Here is a 15,732-nt window from a genome sequence, read left to right on the forward strand (position 1 = left end):
GGGCGGATATGGCGTGTGGTCCGAATGCCGATGGCGGCTTCGCTTCGAAGAGGCCGCTTGGTTGACACAGATCGTCGGCGCTCTCGGGCATTGTTCGTGCGACAATCGCACACACATCGCTCAGCGAAGGCGGCGCGCAAGGGGCGTACGCCCGGCAAGGCATTATAACAAGGCATCATAAGGGGAACAGAACCTGAGATGAGCGAACGAACGGCAGACGATGGTCAGGCCGACAGCATCACCAGCACTCTGCACGCCTTGAAGCGCGCCGCCCGGCAGGACCGTGTCTCGCTCGGCACGTTGATCGACCAGCTGGGCCAGCGCACCTACGGCCCGCTCTTTTTCACCATTGGTTTGATCGCGCTATCGCCGATTGGAGCGATTCCGGGAGCCTCTGTCGTCTGTGCGACCTTGATCGTGCTGCTGGCTGTACAGATGAGCTTTGGGAGTCATACGCCCTGGGTGCCTGGCGCGCTGCGTCGGCTGGAGGTCGACGGCGACCTGGGCCGACGCTCGATCGAACGAGTGGAGCCATACCTGCGTTGGCTCGACCGGCTCACGCAGGCGCGCTGGTCGGTGCTGTTGTCCCGGCCGGCCCTACATGCGGTCGTGCTTGGGCTGTGCGCGCTGGCGGTATTGATGTACCCCCTTGCGCTGGTTCCCTGGGGCGTTTTGCCGGTTGCGGCCGCGATCACGGTGATCGGCCTGGGCCTTTTGACCGCAGACGGACTGATCACCGCCATTGGGCTGGCAGTCGCCCTGGTTGGCGGCGGTGGCGGCCTGTACATCCTGTCGGGCTGAGGCCGCGTGCCGGCCGCGCTACCCGCACCAGTTTGCATGAAAACGGCCCGCCGGCATCTGTGTCGGCGGGCCGTTTGCTGGAAGGCGCTTTACTCGGTGGCCTCGTCGGCCGCGTCCTCGGCAGCGTCGCCGGCGTCCTCGACGGCGTCCGAGGCCTGATCGCCGGCCTCTTCGACCGCGTCGCCAGCTTCCTCGGCGGCGGTGTCGTTATCGCTTTCGCCGCAGGCCGCAACGCTACCCAGCATCAGTAGGGCAAGAGCAGCAGCACTCCAACGCTTCACCATGGTCCCGGTCCTTTTCAGTTAGATCTATCGTGCACGTCGTTTAACGCGTCGGTCTGAAATGGTCCTGACGGCAGGCGTGACACAAGGGAGGTCACGCGCTGGCCACGAAATTGGCGCGCACGATGCGGCGATGGGAGCGGGGCGAGGGCAAAAGAAAAACGCCGGCGGGTGTCGCCACCCGCCGGCTCGCATCAGGCTGCAGTGAAGCGTCGGGGCTTAGTTGCCGCCGGCGTTCTCCGACTGCTGGAGCATGTAGGCGATGATGTTATGGCGCTTCTGCGCGTCCTTCACACCCGGATAGGTCATCCGGTTGCCGGACGCGAACTCGTTCGGGTTTTCGAGCCACGCATCCATCTTTTCCAGGTTCCACTCGCCTTCCTTGCTCTTGAGCGCGTCGGAGTAGTTGAACCCGTCGTGACTTGCGATCTTGTGGTTCAGAACGTTGTAGAGGTTGGGGCCGACCTTGTTCGGACCGCCCTTTTCGAAGGAGTGGCAAGCGCTGCAAACCGCCACGGCGGACTTCCCGGCCGACGGATCGGCGGAAGCGATCTGCTGCTCCAGCTCGGAACCGCCACCAGAGCCGCCCCCGCTGGCGTCAGCCTTCGCGCTCTGGGTCTCCCCCGCACCGCTGTCACCGGAACCACTGTCGCCGGACTGCGTGTCGCCGGAACTGTCCGATGCTTGCTCGCCGTTGGCGCCTTCGTCGCTCCCGCTGGCGTCGGCCGACTGCTGCTCGGGTTCGGGCAATGGCGGCGGGTTATTCGACTGCTCCCGCAGATACAGGATCACGTCGGCACGCTTCTCCGCATCCTTGATACCAGGGTAGGACATGCTGGTCCCAGATGCCCAACCGCTCGGGTTTTCCAGCCAGGCGTCCAGCTTCTTGTAGGTCCACTCACCCTCCTTCCCCTTAAGGGCGCTGGAGTAGCCGAACCCGTCGACGCTGGCGATCTCGCGCCCGACGACATTGAACAGGTGCGGGCCGACCTTGTTTGCGCCGCCCTCCTCGAAGGAGTGGCAGGCCTGGCAGGCGCGCACGCCGCTCTCGCCCTCGCTGGCGGAAGCGTTAGCGAGAAGCGTCGCCAGATCCGGCGCCTGCTCCTCGCCGCCGGAACCGCCGGACCCACCGGAACCACCACCGGAGCCTTCTTTGGTGGCAACCGTATAGACCGGCTCTTCAGGCGCATGGGGGCTGACCAGCAAATCGGCCACGAAGCCAGAGGCCATCGCAACCACGCCGCCGGTGAGAACAGCCGCCGCGATCTTGTTCAGTTCCAGAGACATTCGGACTTTCCTTGCAGCCTCGCGTGTGAAGCGGCGCGACAATAGCCGCAGCCTTGCAGGCGTTCAATAGTTCGGGGTCAGGGGTGGCGGGTGAAATTCCTGCCATGTTTCGCGTGCCAATCTCGCCTTCCCGGTACCGCTGTCCATCGGTGTGCGTCGCTATGCCGCGCCAAATGTGAAACCGTCGTGAACGGGGAACACCGCGCGCGCCATGTAGGACCCGGGCGCGCGTTGACACCCCCGAAGCGGCTCTCGATACTCCGCCGCGATGCGCGCCGTGAACGCTTCTTCCTGACCGCGCGCGCCGCCGACCTGCCAGGTTGGGGCGTCGACGACCACCGACCCGCCTTGTCGAACGTGGCTGGCAAGCTCAACGGCCGAGCCACGCAACCGGGAATGCCGATGTCCGAGACTGACTATACAAGCCCGCGCGTGGCGGGCGTCGAGACCGATCCGGAACAGACGATCGCTTTTCAGGGCGCCCACGGCGCCTACTCCGACATGGCCTGCCGGGTCGTGTTTCCAGCGTTCACCACCCTGCCGTGCCCGTCGTTCGAGGATACTTTCGCCGCCGTGCGGGACGGCTTGGCGCGTTACGCCATGATTCCGATCGATAACTCGTCCGCCGGACGGGTCGCGGACATCCACCATCTGCTACCAGACAGCGGCCTCCATATCGTGGGCGAGCATTTTCAGCCGGTGAACCACAACCTGCTGGGGGCGCCGGGGGCGACGTTGGAGGGCATCCGGAAGGTGCACAGTCACATCCAGGCCCTTAGTCAGTGTCGGCAGTATCTGCGCGACCGTGGCCTGGAGCCTGTGGTGCACGCCGACACCGCCGGTGCGGCTGCCGAGGTGGCAGAGCGCGGCGACCCGGCGGAGGCGGCGATCGCCTCCCGTCTGGCTGCCGAGACCTACGGTCTGGAGTTCCTGGCAAACGACATCGAGGACCTGGAGCACAACACCACCCGCTTCCTGATCATGGCGCACGAGCCGATCGATCCGGACCCCGAACAGGGGCGGATCGTCACGTCGCTGGTGTTTCGGGTGCGTTCCGTCCCCGCGGCGCTGTACAAGGCGCTGGGCGGGTTCGCGACCAACGGCGTCAACATCACCAAGCTGGAGAGCTATATCCTGGACTCCCGCTTCACGGTTGCGCAGTTCTATGCCGACGTGGAAGGGCATCCCGACAACCGGCTGGTGCGCCTGGCGCTGGAGGAACTCGGATTCTTCTCCCGCGAGGTGAAGATCCTGGGCGTCTATCCGGCGTCGCCCTTCCGGCAGGATGCGGAAGCCGGCTAGCGCGCCCGCCCGCGTAGTGTGAAGAGTGTGCCTGGGGCGCGTTCATCCGTTGCGGGGGCTTGTGCCCGGCAGGGGCATCGTCATATGCAAGTTAGATCGCTCGCCTCGGGCGGGAGTCGGGCGACGGTCGGCCATGGCTGGTCCCGGCAGCGCTCTGTCCTGCCCGATCGACGTCAACCTGGCGCGTATTCTGCGCCCGACAGCTGGCGAGAGACATCAACATGCGGCGCGCGCCGCCCGGCCGGCACCTCCGAAGGGGGCATGGCTTCGGGGGGGCGCGTCCCAACCATGGGAACGCAGATACGATGCTGACCAAGATCGTCGAGGGGCTCGATAGCGTGTTCCGCGCTTGGCGCTACCACTTGGCGGTGCCAACGAGCCGGGACGAGCTGCGCAAGCTGATCCGCACGGGGCCGGAACCGGTCAACTCGGATGTCGTCAACTCTGGCAGCAAGGGGCATAACGGTCCGCCGAAGGGGCTCGACGGTTTCGATCCCTTTACCCTGCTCAGCAGCTATTGGGAGGTTGAGTACGACAAGCAACCGCAAAAGCCGTACCACGCCCTCGTCGATCTGCTGGACATTCCGGAGATCGACAAGAAGGCTGCCTGGAGCCTGTACGAGCACGGCATCATCTCGGTCGACGACGTCCGTCGCGCGGACATGAACGCGCTCGCCAGGCTATCCAACGTCGGCGAGCAGACGGTGGCCTTCCTGAAGACCCTCTAGGGCTTGATTGCCGGAGGTGAGCTTGCCTCCGGCGTGGATCGGGTTCTTTTGTGCGCGCGTCGTTGCCCGCCAAGACCTCCTGCTGAGAAGTGCCGCGCGTCATGACCGAATTCGCGCTTGCCGGACTCGTCTTCCTGGCCGCACATAGTCTGCCGTCGATCCCGCCCGCGCGGGCCTGGCTGCGCAACACGCTCGGCCCGCGTGGCTATGCCGTGGCGTTCAGCGTGTCGTCGCTGGTGCTGCTGGCGTGGTTGCTTTCCGCCGCGATTCGGGCGCCCTATGTTGCGCTGTGGACCCCGCCGGTCTGGGCCTATCACCTGACGCTGCTGTTGGCGCCGATTGGCACTGTATTGGTGGTCGCCGGTCTCGTCCGGGCGAATCCGCTGTCGATCGGCTTTGTCACCCGCGGCTTCGACCCCGAGCGCCCAGGTCTGGCCGGGGTCACCCGGCATCCCGTGCTGTGGGGGTTTCTGTTCTGGGCGGCCGGTCATATCCCGGCCAATGGCGATGTCGTCGCCGTCAGCCTGTTCGGCGCGCTCGGGCTGTTCTCGCTCGCCGGCTTCTGGTTGGTTGATCGGCGGCATCGTCGCCAATTGGGCGCGCGCGGGTGGAACCGTTTAAGCGCGGCCGCGCCCACGCTGCCGTTCGCGCGCGGCCTGCCGCGGTTCCAGGTGACCGATGGGGTCGCCCTGCTTCTGGGGATTCTGGCCGCCGCTGCATTGCTGGGCGGTTTGCACGTCTGGCTTTTCGGCGTCGATCCGCTGATCGGGCTAAAGCTCGTCTAGCGCGATCGCGTCCTTCCCATCCGCTTACGCTTGGCCGTGCAGCCAGGCCTCGATCAGCTTGCGCGCGATCGAATCCTTCCGGGGCAGGCTAAGCGTCTCGTCCCCGGGGGCGTTCAGCAGTTCGTCCCGATGGAACCAGCGCGCGCCCACCAGTTCCGCTTCGTCGACCGTTAGCGGCAGGCATTCGCAGGCGGCGTGGAATCCCAGCATCAGCGAGGCCGGAAACGGCCAGGGTTGTGAAGCGAAGTAGCGCACCCCCTCAAGCGGCACGGTGATGCCGACCTCTTCCTTGACCTCGCGGACGACGGCTTCCTCAAGGCACTCGCCTGGTTCGACGAAGCCGGCCAGGGTGGAATGCATGCCCGGCGGGAAACGGGCGTGACGGCCGAGCACGCAATGCTCGCCGCCGTCGTGCACCAGCATGATCACGGCCGGGTCGGTGCGCGGGAATTGCGTGGTGCCGCACTGACGCCCGCAGCAGATCCGGGCGAAGCCGGCATCCTTGCTCTCGTTCGGCTGGCCGCAGCGCGGGCAGTATTGGTGGTGGCCATGCCAGTGCACCAGCGCCCGCGCGTAGGCCATCAACGCGCCATCACCTTGGGCCATGTTCGGGCCGACTTCGCGCAGGTCGCGGAAGGTAGCCCCGTCGCCCACGGCTTGGTGTGCTTCCACCTCCTCCAGCGGCGACAGGTCGATGGCGAAGATCGCGGCGCCATCCTGGAGGCCGAGCAACACCACCTCGTCTGCGAGTTCGAGCGCGAGCGACGCCTGCTCTCCCATCAGGAAGCAGGGCTGCGGCCGGTCGGGATCGCTGACCAGGTTGCGGTTGTTCCACACCGGCACGAAACGCGTTTGCCGGTCGAGCAGGCGCGCGGCGACCCACGCCGGGTCGCTGCGCATCTGCGCGGCGCGGTCGAGCGAGCAGCCGGTGTAGGGGATTGGCCCAGCGGGCGATGTTGGCACGGATTCCATCATCTGCACCCATCGCACAGCTGTTGTGCCGTGGCAACTTGGTGCGAAGCGTTCGTGCGTCCGGGCGATCCTTGATTCATGTCGCTCCAGGGTCCATAACCTGCACAGGGAGACTGGCGGCGGACGGGCCGCCGGGTAACCCGGTCAGGTCCGGAAGGAAGCAGCCGTAACCGGTCAGGCCTGGGTCGTCCGTTCAGTCTCCCACCCCTTGCTCGCCGCCGCCGCGCGCGGGCGTCGCGCGCCGCTGGTCTTGGTATAGGCCAACCAGCGCCTGTTCAGCGACGCGGCGCAGGCGGTGGTGTTTTTTAACGTGTACGCCCCGACAGCGGTTCCCGGCGCTTTCCATGTCCGATTCGCACGACGCCGCACCGCCCGCCGATCCAGCCGATGGCGGGAGCGGCGCAGCCACGTCTTCCAACGTCGGGGCGCCCGATCCCTACCGCGTGCTCGCCCGGAAATACCGGCCGGAGACGTTCGACGATCTGATCGGTCAGGATGCGCTGGTGCGGACCCTGACCAATGCACTGCAGGCCGGGCGGATGCCCCAGGCCTTCGTCCTGACCGGCGTGCGTGGGGTCGGCAAGACCACGACCGCCCGGATCATCGCCCGGGCGTTGAACTGCATCGGTCCGGATGGGCAGGGCGGACCGACACCGCGGCCCTGCGGGGTGTGCGAGCACTGCACCGCGATCGCGCAGGACCGGCACGTCGACGTCATCGAGATGGACGCCGCGAGCCGCACCGGCGTTGACGACATCCGCGATCTGATCGACGGCGTGCGCTATCGCCCGGTGACCGCCCGGCGGAAGGTCTACATCGTGGACGAGGTCCACATGCTCTCCAAGAACGCCTTCAACGCGTTGTTGAAGACGCTGGAGGAGCCGCCGGAACACGTCACCTTTGTCTTCGCCACCACTGAAATCCGCAAGGTCCCGGTCACGGTGCTGTCGCGCTGCATGCGCTTTGACCTGCGCCGGGTCGACCAGGACACGCTGGTCCAGCATTTCCGCAACCTGCTGACCAAGGAAGGCATCGCGGCCGAGGATCAGGCGCTCGCCATGGTCGCGCGGGCGGCCGATGGCTCGGTGCGCGACGGGCTGTCGCTGCTCGACCAGGCCTCCGCGCTGTCCGGCGGTGAGATCGGCGAGCCGGTCGTGAAGGATATGCTGGGCCTGGCCGACCGGGGGCGGGTCTACGATCTGTACGATGCTGTCCTGGGCGGACAGGCGAAGCAGGCGCTCGATGTCTTGGCCGATCTGTACGATGCCGGCGCCGATCCCGCGGTGGTGTTGCAGGACCTGCTGGAGGTCACCCACACCCTGACCCGTTTGCAGGTCGTGGGGGCGGGCGAGGCGCTGGCCGGTCTGCCGGAGGTCGAACGCACGCGCGGGGCGGAGATGGCCAAGGCGCTCAATCCCGCCCAGTTGGCGCGCAACTGGCAAATGCTGTTGAAGGGCCTGCAGGAAACCCAGAACGCGCCGCAGCCGCGCCAGGCCGCGGAGATGGTGCTGTTGCGCCTGGTCTACGCCGGCGAGCTGCCGACCCCGGGAGAGTTGGTTAAGCAGCTGAAGGGGGAGGGCGGCGCCGTTTCCGGCGGGGGGCGCGGTGGATCTGTCGGCGGTGGCGGTGCGTCCGCGGGAAACGCCGGTAGCGCGCAGGCGTCGCGGTCGTCGGTCGAGGCGTCGGGCGGCGGCGGAACGCAGACCCGGGCGGTTCAGGGAGCCGGTGGCGCGACCGCACAGCGTCAGGCCGCCCCCGCGCCCGAGCAGACGCCGGAGCCCGCCGATCAGGCACAGACCGAGGCCACCCCGGAGCTGCCGCAGCCGCAGAGCTTTCAGGACGTGGTCAAGCTGGCCAGCGACAAACGCGAGCTGAAGCTGGCCGCCGATCTACGCAATGCGGTTCATCTGGTGCGTTTCGAGCCGGGGCATATCGAGGTCCGACCGAACGCCAACGCGCCCAAGGATCTGGCCGGCAATCTGGGGCGGCTGCTGTCGGACTGGACGGGTCGGCGGTGGGTCGTTTCCCTGTCCCAGGACGCGGGCGATCCGACGCTGTTCGAGCAGGAGCAGCAACGCAAGGCGGAAGAACGCGCGCGCCTGCTGCAGCACCCCAAGGTGCAGGCCGTGCTCGAAACCTTTCCAGGTGCCAAGCTGATCAACTACACAGGCGCTGACGGGCCGGGAAGCGCGCCGGCGGTGCCGGATGACGCATCCGATGATGACGGCGAAGCGTCGGCCGAGGCGCCGGGCGACGATGGGCTGGATCAGATCGACGATCCGGACCACGACGGCTACGGCGATGAAATCGATCCTAATGACCCGCGCTTTCAGTGACCCCACATGAAGGCTGACGGCGCATGAACTAGGTGTGGGCGGCAGTCTAGGACACCGCCTGGATACTTCCGAATTCCCCCGCGAGGAGGCGAGGCCGAGATGAAGAACCTGAGCAACATGATGAAGCAGGCGCAGCAGATGCAGGAAAAAATGCAGGAGATGCAGGAGCGCCTGGCCCAGGAAGAGATCACCGGCACGGCCGGCGGCGGCATGGTGCAGGTCACGATTACCGGCAAGGGGCAGACCAGCAAGGTGTCGATCGATCCCTCGCTGATCGATCCGAACGAGGGTGGCGTGCTGGAAGATCTGGTCGCCGCGGCCAATAACGATGCACGTCAGAAGCTGGACGAGTATACCCAGCAGCAGATGTCCGAACTGACCGGCGGCATGGACCTGCCGGCCGGCTTCAAGCTGCCGGGCATGTAAATCCGCGCGCGGCAAGCCCCTGGGCGCCCGCGTTGTCCGTCACACCAACACTGGAGACCACAGATGGCGAACAGTCATACCAAGAGCGTGACCGATATGGAGATCGAGGAGTACCGCGCCCACAAGCACCGCAAGCGCGAGGACTTCCTCAAGCAGTTTCCGCCCAAGGAGCGCCCGAAGCACCGGGCCCAGGCGCGCGCGATCGTGCGTCAGGACGACAAGCGGCGGAAGGATATCGGGCTCGAGACCTGATCCAACGCGAGCACGCTGAGCCGTCGTGGCCGTCAACGAGATCGACAAGCTGATCCAGCTGCTGGGCCGTCTGCCTGGGCTTGGGCCGCGCTCGGCCCGGCGGGCGGTGCTGTACCTGATGAAGCGCCGCGACCAGTTGATGGTGCCGCTGGCTCAGGCGATGCAGGCCGCTGCGGAGAAGATTCGGGCCTGCTCGGAATGCGGCAACCTGGATGCGCAGGACCCTTGTGCCGTCTGCCGCGATCCCGAGCGCGACAGCCATGTGATCTGTGTGGTCGAGGACGTGGGCGACCTTTGGGCGCTGGAACGTACCAGTGCGTTCAAGGGGCGCTACCACGTCCTCGGCGGCACGCTGTCGGCGCTCGATGGTCGCGGGCCGGAACAGCTGAACCTGGACCGGCTGGTCCGGCGGGTGCAGGAGCAGGGCGTGGACGAGGTGATCCTCGCCCTTTCCGCCACTGTCGATGGCCAGACGACCGCCCACTACATCGCCGAAAAGCTCCGCGCCCACGGCGTGGCAGTCACGCGCCTGGCTCACGGCGTTCCGGTCGGCGGCGAACTTGACTACCTGGATGACGGCACTTTGACCGCTGCGCTCAACGCACGGAAGTAGGGCCGCGCAATCGCCATAGTGCCTCAGCACGCTTCATGTGAGGGATCGAGCAGGAACATGGATATGACGCGCAGCACCCTGACCGCGCTTGCCACTGTCGCCGCGCTTGTCGCCGGCCCGGCCGCCGCGCAGCAGGATAGCGCCCCGGATGTGCCGGCCGCAGCAGGCGGCGATCGGCTGGCGATCTACCAGGACGATCTGGCGCTGGTCACGACCGCGCGGTCGGTCACGCTGGAGCCCGGTACCGCGCAATTGCAGATCGACCGGATCAGTCCGCGTATCGTCCCCGGCAGCCTGGACGTGGCGGCCCCGGGCCTGCAGGTCACGCAGCAGCGGCTGGCGCCCTGGCCGCTCGACCGCCGCGCGCTCCTGGCGGCGCACCTGGGCCGCGAGGTAACGCTGGTGCGTCCGGGGGCGAACGGCGGTGACGGCGCGCGGGTGACCGCCACGCTGCTGTCGATCGAAAATGGCTTGGTGTTGCGCGTCGACGACCGGATCGAGGTCGATCCCGCCGGACGGATCGTCTTTCCCGACCTGCCCGACAGCCTGTCCACCAGTCCGCGCGCGGATATCCGCGTCAATGTCGAAGAGGCCGGCGACCGACGCCTGACCCTGCGCTACCTGACCCAAGGGCTGTCCTGGTCGACCCAGTACGTCGCGCGCTACGACGCGGAGGCTGGGGTCATGGACCTCTCCGGCATGGCACGGATCGAAAACGACCTGCCGGTTGCCTTCGGTGCCCGGCAGGTGCGCCTGCTGGCCGGGCAGGTGTCGCAAGTTAACGGCGACGAGGGCGGCGGCCCCGGCCCCCGGAAGATGGCGGCGATGGCCGCCCGGGTGGAGGATGCGCGCGTGCCCACGCCGCAGACGCAGGCGGACCTGAAGGTCTATCCCCTGCCGGATGCCCTGGACCTGCCCGCCGGTGGCCAGGTGCAGGTGCCGCTGATGCAGGTGGAAGAGGTGCCCGTCGAGCGGGAGTATCGCCTGACCGGCCTGGCTACGGCCTATCCCTACAACGGCGTGCGCGGGCCGTCGGCCGCCAGTGTGCGGCTGCGTGTGCCGGACACCTCGGAGGCCGGGTTCGGCCAGCCGCTGCCGGCGGGCACGCTGCGCGTCTATGCTGGCGATCTTTATCGGGGGGCGCAGCAGATCGACGATATCCCGGTTGGTGGCGAGCTGACGGTCAATCTGGGCCGGGCATTCGACGTCACTGCGACGGCGCGGCAGACCGACTACACCCAGTTGAGCGAGCGCAGCTACGAGACCGCGCAGGAAATCACGGTGAGCAACGCCAAGGATCAGGCGGTGCAGGTGAAGGTCCGGGGCCACTTCCCAGCGGACTGGGAGATGCGTCGGGAAAGCCATTCCCACGATTCGGAGGATGCCAGCACGCCCGTCTGGACGCTGGAGGTGCCGGCCGGCGGCGAGACCGTGCTGAGCTACCGCGTGCGCGTGCGCAACTAACCGTGGTCTTACCCGGCGAGCACGCCGCCGCCCATCCCCTCGACATCGGCGAGATCGCGGCGGGACAGCTGAGGCTGCTGCCGCTCGGCGTCGATGACGTCGAGGAACTTCGCGCGGTCACCAGCGACCCCGCCGTCACTTCGGTCATTCCTTTTCTGCCGGAGCCGTTCGGTCTGCAGCAGGCCGAGGCGCTGCTCGCCCGGACGGCGCAGGGACGCGACCTCTACCTCGGTATCCGCGCTGGTCGCGACGGTGTGGTGCCGGAGGTGCCCGCGGGCACGCTCCTGGGGGTGTTGGGCGTCCACCTGCGCGGGGCGGAGGAGATCGAAATCGGCTATTGGCTACCCGGCCGCTATCACGGCCACGGCATCGCTGGCACCGTCGCGCCTGCTGCGGCTGCCGTCTACGCGCGTGCGTTTCCTGACCGTCGCCTGATTGCCGAGTGCCATCCGGACAATACCGCCAGTCAGCGGGTGCTCGCCCGTGCCGGGTTCCGACCGCTGGGTGATCCGGGTCAGCGGCCGAGCCGGGAACTGTACCTCTACGATCCGGGGTGAGCCTTGGCGCTCTGGACAGCCGGGCGCGTGCAGCCTACCCCTCGATCCATGACCGATTCGCCTCAGACCGATTTCTGGCCCGACAGCGGCTACGACCTGCTGCAGGTGCGCGACGACGGCCGGCTCGCCGTCACCGACGCCTATCTCCGTCGTTTCCTGCAACGCCCCGAACTCGCGCCGGTGGCCGAGTCCAACGCGGCCGAGCGCCAGCTGCATGCCGAGCTGCTGGACAGACCCCGCATGGCGGTGCCCGACAGCCGGCTGGATGCGCTGGGCGATCCGGATGCGGTGGAGAACTATCAGGTCGCGCTCGCCTTCCGCGACCGGCTGGTGCAGTCGGGAACGCTGGAAGCGGCCTATCTGGGCCTGTTCCTGAACCCGGGCGCGCACGGCGGTGTGCCGGTGCCGCCCCTGTTCGTCGATCTGCTGGCTCAGGCGATCGTCCGGCACCTGATCGCGGGCACGCAGGACGCGTTGAGGGCGCGTGCGGCCGAGTTGTTGTTCCGCGAGCAGGCGGTGACGATCAACGAGGGCTTCATCATGACCGCCGACCACGCGGTGGTGGAGAGGCATGCCGAGGGCGGCGGCTTCGGCGATCTCGGCCGGCTGGTCCAGCAGGCGCAAACGCCGCTGCGCACCGTCGATCTGGACGTGCTGGACAGCGAGACCGCGCACACCTACTGGGCGCGCGCGCACAAGCACGACACGGTGCTGAACCTGAACTTCGCGGGCGACGGGTTGGACGCCTTCTGCCGGGTGCTGGAGGCGTGGGTGGCCCACATGCTAGGCGTCCGCGTGGCGATCCAGCCGGTGCAGCAGATCACCGACGCCCGCTGGGTCTGGCACGTCGGCCTGGACAAGGAGGCGAGCCGGCTGCTCGACGACCTGTGGCACGGCGCGGAGGTGGGGGACGCGCGGTTGGCGCGTCTGCTCTCGCTGTTCCGCCTGGAGTTCCAGGACCCCAGCGTGATGATCGCCGACATCCAGGGGAGGCCGGTCTATCTCGCGCTGATGATGACCGAGGACAAACGCCTCAAGCTCAAGCCGCAGAACCTGCTGCTCAACTTGCCGCTCGCCGAGCGGGCTTGAGGCCGTCGGTTAGTCCGTGCGCAGATCGCTCGTGAACGAGAGGGCGGTTTCGACCCACACCGCGACCAGATCGTTGCTGACCGCGCGTGCGTCCTGCGCCAGCGCCGGCGAGGCCATCATCGCCCCGCCCACGGCGACTCCAAGGGTGATCAGGATCGCGCAAGAGATCGCGACCGCCTTCAGCCAAGCTTTCATCGCGGGCGCCTTTCGTTAACGTTCGGTAATACTTTAGCGCGGGCTTGCGCCGCCGGCCAACCCTGGCACGGCGAGGTCACGGGCGGGGGCCAGGCGATAAGATCCGTGAGGCCCCTGCAACTCTCCGATCTTCGGTCGGCGGCTTCAGCACGCGTGTTTTGGGGTAAGTGGGGCCCAGTGGTGGTGAGCGCGTGCCTTGTCGTGGCGGCAACGCTACGCTACGGCTGATCTCACCCGATCCCCTCACCCACGAAAGCCGGATACTTCCCCATGCGCGATATCGACCAGCCTTCCCAGGTCGGCTGCTCCATCGACCTGTCGGCCAATGGCAAGCAGCACGGCCACATGATGGTGCCGCATTCCCGCAACGAGAGCGCGTGGGGCACGCTGATGGTGCCGATCGCCAGCGTGAAGAACGGCGATGGGCCGGTCATGCTGGTCACGGCCGGCAACCACGGCGACGAGTACGAGGGCCAGCTGGCGGTGCTCAAGCTGTTGAACCGGCTCAGTGCCGACGGCTTCAAGGGACAGCTGATCGCGATCCCGGCGCTCAACCTGCTGGCTCAGCGCGCCGACACCCGGGTCAGCCCGCAGGACAACGGCAACATGAACCGGGCCTTCCCCGGCCATCCGCGCGGTACCGTCACCCAGCGGGTGGCGCACTTCGTCTGGCAACAATTGATGCCGCGCGCGGATATCGTGGTCGACCTGCACTCCGGCGGACATTCGCTCAACTTCGTGCCGTCGGCGGTGATGCACGAGCTGCCCGACAAGGAGCTGCAGGCGAAGACGGAGGCCGCGCTGAAGGCGTTCGGTGCGCCGGTGGCCCTGCAGCTCGTCGAGCTCGACGCGGTTGGCATGCTCGATACGGCGGCGGAGGAGATGGGCAAGCTGTTCATCTCCACCGAGCTCGGCGGCGCGGCGATGGTGACGCCGGAGACGGTGGGCGTCGCCGATCGCGGGCTCGACAACCTGCTCAAGCACTTCGGCATGATCGAGGGGGCGCCGAGCGGCCACCAAAGCCGGATGATGACCACCCCGGACGGTGCCTACACGATGTCCCATCACGCCGGCCTGTACGAGCCGCTGGTCGAGTTGGGGGAGGAGGTCAAGGCCGGGCAGGAGATCGCCCGCGTGCACTTCCTGGAGGACGGCGGGCATGCACCGGTCGCCTACACCGCCCCGATCTCCGGCCTGCTCTACTGCCGCCGCGTCCAGGGCTGGTGCGGCCGCGGCGACACCTTGGCCCTGGTCGCGCAAGACCTGTAGGGCGGTTCACCACCAAGGCACGAAGGCACCAAGAGGCCGTGAAGCCCGCGATCTAGAAGAAGGAGCTCGTTCGGTAGTCGGCCTCCAGTTGGTAAAAGCGCCCGCGATTTGATCCGAGGCGAGACTCCCCTTTGGGCCGTGTTCGCACGGCCTCTTGGTGCCTTCGTGCCTTGGTGGTGAGCTTCTCCTTTAGGCGCGGGCGTCCTCGTCCTCCGCGTCCTGGTCCGGCGCGACCTTCTGGGCGAGGGCGGCTTCCAGGAAGTCGGTGATGTCGCCGTCCAGCACCTTCTTGCTGTCGGTGCGTTCGACGCCGGTGCGCACGTCCTTGACCATCTGGTAGGGCTGCAGAACGTAGGAGCGGAGCTGGTTGCCCCAGCCGATGTCCGACTTCTGGTCGGCGGTTGCCTGAGCCGCTTCCTCGCGGCGCTTGAGTTCGCGCTCGTACAGGCGCGCGCGCAGCATGTCCCAAGCTTGTGCCCGGTTCTGGTGCTGCGAGCGGCCGGACTGGCAGCCGACCACGATGCCGGTGGGGATGTGGGTCAGGCGCACGGCCGAATCGGTCGTGTTGACGTGCTGTCCGCCCGCGCCGGAGGAGCGGAAGGTGTCAACGCGCACATCCTTGTCCAGGATCTCGACCTCGATCCGGTCGTCGATCACCGGGTAGACCCAGACGCTGGCGAACGAGGTGTGTCGGCGTGCCTGGCTGTCGAACGGCGAAATCCGTACCAGCCGGTGCACGCCGCTCTCGCTCTTCAGCCAGCCGAAGGCGTTGTGGCCGGAGATGCGCAGCGTCGCCGACTTGATGCCGGCTTCCTCGCCGGGCGTCTCGGCGATCTGCTCGACCTTGTAGCCTTGGCTCTCGGCCCAGCGGACGTACATGCGCCGGAGCATGTGCGCCCAGTCCTGCGCCTCCGTGCCGCCGGCGCCGGCGTTGACTTCGAGGTAGGTATCGTTGGCGTCCGCCTCGCCGGAGAGGAGGGACTCGATCTCCATCTTCTGGACACGACCCTGCAGGTCGCGCAGGGCTTCCTGCGCTTCCTGGACGGTATCCTCGTCCTCTTCCGAATCTCCGAGGGATTCCAGTTCGATCGCGTCTTCCAGTTCCTGATCGAACTGCTGGACGGTCTTGATCCGGGTCTCCAGATGCTGACGCTCCTTCATCAGCTCCTGGGCCCGGTCCGGATCGTTCCAGATGTTCGGGTCTTCGGCGTAGGCGTTCAGTTCGTCGAGGCGGCGCCGGGCGTTATCCCAGTCAAAGATGCCTCCTCAGCAGGGCCAGCGATTCGCGAATCGCGCTGGCCAAGCTTTCGGTTTCCGCGCGCATGTCGCAGCGCTCCTTCAAGCTGGTCTGTGATTGGTGGACGGTTCTGGGTAT

At 67.2% G+C, this 15,732-nt stretch carries 17 protein-coding genes and 1 other RNA gene; 13 read left to right on the plus strand and 5 right to left on the minus strand.

Annotated elements, in window-relative coordinates:
- Positions 1-198 precede the first annotated feature (198 nt).
- Positions 199-801 (plus strand): exopolysaccharide biosynthesis protein, encoded by a 603-nt coding sequence (locus RHOSA_RS20255; RefSeq protein WP_051431769.1) that lies wholly within the window; start codon positions 199-201, stop codon positions 799-801.
- 89 nt (positions 802-890) lie between these two features.
- Here RHOSA_RS20255 and RHOSA_RS0103785 read toward each other — a convergent pair whose 3' ends face one another.
- Both RHOSA_RS0103785 and RHOSA_RS24585 read right to left on the minus strand, forming a co-directional pair.
- Positions 891-1,085, minus strand: coding sequence for a hypothetical protein (locus RHOSA_RS0103785; protein WP_027287636.1), 195 nt, complete (start codon positions 1,083-1,085; stop codon positions 891-893).
- 216 nt (positions 1,086-1,301) lie between these two features.
- Complete coding sequence (locus RHOSA_RS24585; RefSeq protein ID WP_081728434.1) at positions 1,302-2,369, minus strand: c-type cytochrome; 1,068 nt, start codon at positions 2,367-2,369, stop codon at positions 1,302-1,304.
- A gap of 402 nt (positions 2,370-2,771) precedes the next feature.
- Between RHOSA_RS24585 and RHOSA_RS0103795 the strand changes: the two genes are divergently transcribed.
- The 3 genes from RHOSA_RS0103795 (at position 2,772) to RHOSA_RS0103805 (ending at position 5,184) form a co-directional block, all read left to right on the plus strand.
- Positions 2,772-3,671: a prephenate dehydratase gene (locus RHOSA_RS0103795; protein ID WP_081728902.1), complete on the plus strand. Its 900-nt coding sequence runs from the start codon at positions 2,772-2,774 to the stop codon at positions 3,669-3,671.
- 305 nt (positions 3,672-3,976) lie between these two features.
- Positions 3,977-4,399, plus strand: a complete 423-nt coding sequence (locus tag RHOSA_RS0103800) for a helix-hairpin-helix domain-containing protein (RefSeq protein WP_027287638.1) — start codon at positions 3,977-3,979, stop codon at positions 4,397-4,399.
- A 101-nt stretch (positions 4,400-4,500) separates the two neighbouring features.
- Positions 4,501-5,184: an NnrU family protein gene (locus RHOSA_RS0103805; RefSeq protein WP_027287639.1), complete on the plus strand. Its 684-nt coding sequence runs from the start codon at positions 4,501-4,503 to the stop codon at positions 5,182-5,184.
- A 24-nt stretch (positions 5,185-5,208) separates the two neighbouring features.
- Here the strand turns inward: RHOSA_RS0103805 and nudC are convergent, their stop codons facing one another.
- Positions 5,209-6,159 carry an NAD(+) diphosphatase gene (gene nudC / locus RHOSA_RS0103810; protein WP_215904983.1) on the minus strand — a complete coding sequence of 317 codons (951 nt, stop codon included), beginning with the start codon at positions 6,157-6,159 and terminating at the stop codon, positions 5,209-5,211.
- 105 nt (positions 6,160-6,264) lie between these two features.
- Between nudC and ffs the strand changes: the two genes are divergently transcribed.
- The 8 genes from ffs (at position 6,265) to RHOSA_RS0103845 (ending at position 12,893) form a co-directional block, all read left to right on the plus strand.
- Positions 6,265-6,361: signal recognition particle sRNA small type (ffs, locus tag RHOSA_RS24590), an RNA gene on the plus strand.
- Positions 6,362-6,500: 139 nt separating this feature from the next.
- The gene (locus RHOSA_RS20265) at positions 6,501-8,492 is read left to right on the plus strand and encodes a DNA polymerase III subunit gamma/tau (RefSeq protein WP_081728435.1); all 1,992 of its coding nucleotides are present in this window, start codon (positions 6,501-6,503) and stop codon (positions 8,490-8,492) included.
- Positions 8,493-8,591: 99 nt separating this feature from the next.
- Positions 8,592-8,918: a YbaB/EbfC family nucleoid-associated protein gene (locus tag RHOSA_RS0103820; protein ID WP_027287641.1), complete on the plus strand. Its 327-nt coding sequence runs from the start codon at positions 8,592-8,594 to the stop codon at positions 8,916-8,918.
- 63 nt (positions 8,919-8,981) lie between these two features.
- The gene (locus tag RHOSA_RS0103825; protein WP_027287642.1) at positions 8,982-9,170 is read left to right on the plus strand and encodes a hypothetical protein; all 189 of its coding nucleotides are present in this window, start codon (positions 8,982-8,984) and stop codon (positions 9,168-9,170) included.
- A gap of 25 nt (positions 9,171-9,195) precedes the next feature.
- Entirely contained in the window at positions 9,196-9,783 is a 588-nt protein-coding gene (recR, locus tag RHOSA_RS0103830) for a recombination mediator RecR (RefSeq protein ID WP_027287643.1), read from the plus strand.
- 63 nt (positions 9,784-9,846) lie between these two features.
- A complete protein-coding gene (locus RHOSA_RS25360) occupies positions 9,847-11,247 on the plus strand; it encodes a DUF4139 domain-containing protein (RefSeq protein WP_169816590.1) in 1,401 nt (466 codons plus the stop codon).
- Between the two features lie 2 nt (positions 11,248-11,249).
- Positions 11,250-11,804: a GNAT family N-acetyltransferase gene (locus RHOSA_RS0103840; protein ID WP_027287645.1), complete on the plus strand. Its 555-nt coding sequence runs from the start codon at positions 11,250-11,252 to the stop codon at positions 11,802-11,804.
- Between the two features lie 48 nt (positions 11,805-11,852).
- Entirely contained in the window at positions 11,853-12,893 is a 1,041-nt protein-coding gene (locus RHOSA_RS0103845) for a DUF6352 family protein (protein WP_027287646.1), read from the plus strand.
- A 9-nt stretch (positions 12,894-12,902) separates the two neighbouring features.
- Here the strand turns inward: RHOSA_RS0103845 and RHOSA_RS0103850 are convergent, their stop codons facing one another.
- The gene (locus tag RHOSA_RS0103850; protein ID WP_027287647.1) at positions 12,903-13,088 is read right to left on the minus strand and encodes a hypothetical protein; all 186 of its coding nucleotides are present in this window, start codon (positions 13,086-13,088) and stop codon (positions 12,903-12,905) included.
- A 270-nt stretch (positions 13,089-13,358) separates the two neighbouring features.
- On the opposite strand from RHOSA_RS0103850, the gene RHOSA_RS0103855 reads away from it, so the two are divergent.
- Positions 13,359-14,357 carry a succinylglutamate desuccinylase/aspartoacylase domain-containing protein gene (locus RHOSA_RS0103855; RefSeq protein ID WP_027287648.1) on the plus strand — a complete coding sequence of 333 codons (999 nt, stop codon included), beginning with the start codon at positions 13,359-13,361 and terminating at the stop codon, positions 14,355-14,357.
- A 189-nt stretch (positions 14,358-14,546) separates the two neighbouring features.
- Here RHOSA_RS0103855 and prfB read toward each other — a convergent pair.
- Positions 14,547-15,681, minus strand: a protein-coding gene (gene prfB, locus RHOSA_RS0103860; RefSeq protein WP_156092519.1) for a peptide chain release factor 2 whose coding sequence is annotated in 2 segments (ribosomal slippage) — positions 14,547-15,611 and positions 15,613-15,681 — 1,134 coding nt in all. Because the reading frame shifts where the segments join, the coding sequence is not laid out codon by codon here.
- Positions 15,682-15,732: the final 51 nt, after the last annotated feature.

Source organism: Rhodovibrio salinarum DSM 9154 (genome assembly GCF_000515255.1).
GTDB classification, from domain to species: Bacteria; Pseudomonadota; Alphaproteobacteria; order Kiloniellales; family Rhodovibrionaceae; genus Rhodovibrio; species Rhodovibrio salinarum.

What these genes read in the sequence shown, in the direction of transcription:
- RHOSA_RS0103850 (WP_027287647.1), bottom strand. Translation starts at nt 13,088, where the DNA reads ATGAAAGCTTGGCTGAAGGCGGTCGCGATCTCTTGCGCGATCCTGATC.
- RHOSA_RS0103800 (WP_027287638.1), top strand. Translation starts at nt 3,977, where the DNA reads ATGCTGACCAAGATCGTCGAGGGGCTCGATAGCGTGTTCCGCGCTTGG.
- RHOSA_RS20265 (WP_081728435.1), top strand. Translation starts at nt 6,501, where the DNA reads ATGTCCGATTCGCACGACGCCGCACCGCCCGCCGATCCAGCCGATGGC.
- RHOSA_RS0103855 (WP_027287648.1), top strand. Translation starts at nt 13,359, where the DNA reads ATGCGCGATATCGACCAGCCTTCCCAGGTCGGCTGCTCCATCGACCTG.
- RHOSA_RS0103845 (WP_027287646.1), top strand. Translation starts at nt 11,853, where the DNA reads ATGACCGATTCGCCTCAGACCGATTTCTGGCCCGACAGCGGCTACGAC.
- RHOSA_RS0103795 (WP_081728902.1), top strand. Translation starts at nt 2,772, where the DNA reads ATGTCCGAGACTGACTATACAAGCCCGCGCGTGGCGGGCGTCGAGACC.
- RHOSA_RS0103785 (WP_027287636.1), bottom strand. Translation starts at nt 1,085, where the DNA reads ATGGTGAAGCGTTGGAGTGCTGCTGCTCTTGCCCTACTGATGCTGGGT.
- RHOSA_RS0103805 (WP_027287639.1), top strand. Translation starts at nt 4,501, where the DNA reads ATGACCGAATTCGCGCTTGCCGGACTCGTCTTCCTGGCCGCACATAGT.
- RHOSA_RS20255 (WP_051431769.1), top strand. Translation starts at nt 199, where the DNA reads ATGAGCGAACGAACGGCAGACGATGGTCAGGCCGACAGCATCACCAGC.
- nudC (WP_215904983.1), bottom strand. Translation starts at nt 6,159, where the DNA reads ATGATGGAATCCGTGCCAACATCGCCCGCTGGGCCAATCCCCTACACC.
- RHOSA_RS0103825 (WP_027287642.1), top strand. Translation starts at nt 8,982, where the DNA reads ATGGCGAACAGTCATACCAAGAGCGTGACCGATATGGAGATCGAGGAG.
- RHOSA_RS24585 (WP_081728434.1), bottom strand. Translation starts at nt 2,369, where the DNA reads ATGTCTCTGGAACTGAACAAGATCGCGGCGGCTGTTCTCACCGGCGGC.
- RHOSA_RS25360 (WP_169816590.1), top strand. Translation starts at nt 9,847, where the DNA reads ATGACGCGCAGCACCCTGACCGCGCTTGCCACTGTCGCCGCGCTTGTC.
- RHOSA_RS0103820 (WP_027287641.1), top strand. Translation starts at nt 8,592, where the DNA reads ATGAAGAACCTGAGCAACATGATGAAGCAGGCGCAGCAGATGCAGGAA.